This window comes from Athalassotoga sp. (assembly GCF_049965695.1).
GTDB lineage: Bacteria > Thermotogota > Thermotogae > Mesoaciditogales > Mesoaciditogaceae > Athalassotoga.
On sequence record NZ_JBMFWB010000044.1, the window covers coordinates 1 to 2,245 of the forward strand.

General features: G+C 41.3%; 1 protein-coding gene and 1 pseudogene. Both read right to left on the minus strand.

What is annotated here, in order from left to right; translation table 11 throughout:
- Nucleotides 1-783 (minus strand): annotated as a pseudogene (locus tag ACP5NR_RS08665) (hypothetical protein); the annotation flags it as partial.
- Nucleotides 784-864: 81 nt separating this feature from the next.
- The gene (locus ACP5NR_RS08670; protein ID WP_428006351.1) at nucleotides 865-1,659 is read right to left on the minus strand and encodes a GNAT family N-acetyltransferase; all 795 of its coding nucleotides are present in this window, start codon (nucleotides 1,657-1,659) and stop codon (nucleotides 865-867) included.
- Nucleotides 1,660-2,245 lie beyond the last annotated feature (586 nt).

Genomic DNA, 2,245 nt, shown 5'->3' on the forward strand with positions numbered 1-2,245 from the left:
GTGTGAGTGGCCCATCGCGTAAATTGTAAAAGGCAAACCCTCTATCTTCAAAGCGTTCGTAAGATGTTTGACAGCGTTTATAATCTGGGATCTGACCTTTTGGTTCAGTTTGACTCCCATATTTATTTTGAAATTGGGTGCTTCCCATTCCTTCATGAGGTCGGCCATCATTTCATCGTCCAAACTTCTCGATTCATACTCTTGCGTTGAAGAAGGAATGTCTATCATGCCGAGAGATTCCATAAAGATTCTATATATCTTGTCTTTCAGCTCGTCATCAACGGCCTCTATGAGATTTGAAACCATATCAAAGGCAAGAAAGCCATCCAAAACCTCTTTGTCAAAGGTCGTCACGAAGGCTTTATCAAGCGACGGGGCGTAATTTGTCGTCCCGAACAAACCTTTCGGAACGCTTTCTATCTCGATCGAGTGGGATTTCCCATCGCAAAACTTTGTAACGTCCAAGAATCTGTGATGCTCGTTTATCTCGCCGTAAGAGACGGAATCTATCCTGACAAGCGATTCTCCTCCGGTCCATATTTCCAAAGAAGCAATTTGAGAAGAGCCAACCTTTTCTAAAACAACGCTTGATCTGAAGATGACCGGAAATTCTTTGTAATTCCACATCTCTCCGATTTTTATCTTTTTTGCCTTTCCGTTTACCTCGATGGTCCATTCATCGATCACCTTTCTTGAGATGATGGAAAGCGGAAATAACTCGCTGACCTGCCTTTTGAGTCTTCTGTAATCAAGGTCTTTCCATTTGCCGGATGAGAAGTACATCTTATCAACTCCTTTTCACGTTCAAATTCTTTGGATCTGTAAATATATCAAACCTTACCATATTCAACACGATATCATCTCCTAAAACCCATTGTTGTTAAACGTAGCCGAAGGCAAAAACACTTTATTCATGAGATCTGTCTGTAACTCTTTGCCTTTAAGTTTACCCAATCTCACAGCATCTTTAGGTGTTATGTATCCTAAAAATATCTGGCTGAATGTCTGTATATCACATTCAACGGATGAATTATCCGCTTTTTGAACTTTTGCATGTCCTCCGGAGATCTCGACATGCCATGGACCTTTATTCCACGGAGCAAATTGATCCGATATTTCGATATCAAAAGTGGCATTCAAATCTTCTTGGTATTTTCGAATCGTCAAAGCCTTTTCAACGTCTACAACTCGAAACATCATGCCTGTTGTTAATTTCATATCGACCCTGGGATTGGGCAAAATAATATGTAATTTTTCGTCTGTGGCTGTTGACCATATAACCTGATCAATCTGAGATTGGTGAGAATATATAATAGATAACGTTTGACCCTTTTCTTTCATTATTTCAAGCCATCTTTTTAAAATCAATGCCACATGACCCGCATGCCTACCTTCTGGCAAAGATGCCACCATCGCTATCCCTCCCATATCCATGGGAGATCCATTTATCATGATTTTGAATGGAATATCCTCTGCAAGTGCCATCAATTGATCGGATTCGTCATCGTAAAAGCCAAGAACATTTTCCGGCTTTATATATTGAAGTTTGTACGACGTCAAGTTGTCGGAGACTTCGTGCAACCACGGAAAGCAGTAAGTGACTATCTGCTGGGCACGCTCGTATTCATCTGATTTTATAAACCTTATGGCCATTTTCATCATCAACCTTTCTCAAAAAATACCGGATTTGCAATGACAAGAGGGGTTCAAACTTTTCTCTTCTTTGTCCCTCTCACATAGATCATATCAGCAGAAGGTCATAAATCAAAAGTAAAAAGCCCCTTTGCAGGGGCTTTAGAAAGTGATTTGCGGCACGATACATTTTTTTATCCCGTCATCCCGCACTTGATGCGGGATCGCATTTTCGTGTAAGTTTTAAAGGCGATCCCTGATGAACTCAGGGATGACAAACGAACTTCGACTGCTCACTCCATTACTGCTCACTGGCGCCATTGGCCATAGGCCATGCGCCAACTCATTCCTCAAAGGTAGGATAGGAACAAGAATGTAAAGGAGAGGTGAGGTAAAATGTTAAGTAAGGTTTTCATTCCTCAAAGGTAGGATGAACAAAAACGCATATAGCACATAGCAGAAAAAGGATTAGGGATCAGACATTAGAGATAGTTCGTGACGCGTAACGCGTGATCCGTAATCAATAAAGTTACCGTTCACTCTTCACTAATCACTGCTCACTGGCGCCATTGGCCATAGGCCATGCGCCAACTCATTCCTCAAAGGTAGGATA

Excerpts from the sequence above, each read along its gene's own strand:
- ACP5NR_RS08670 (WP_428006351.1), bottom strand. The coding sequence starts at position 1,659 with ATGAAAATGGCCATAAGGTTTATAAAATCAGATGAATACGAGCGTGCC.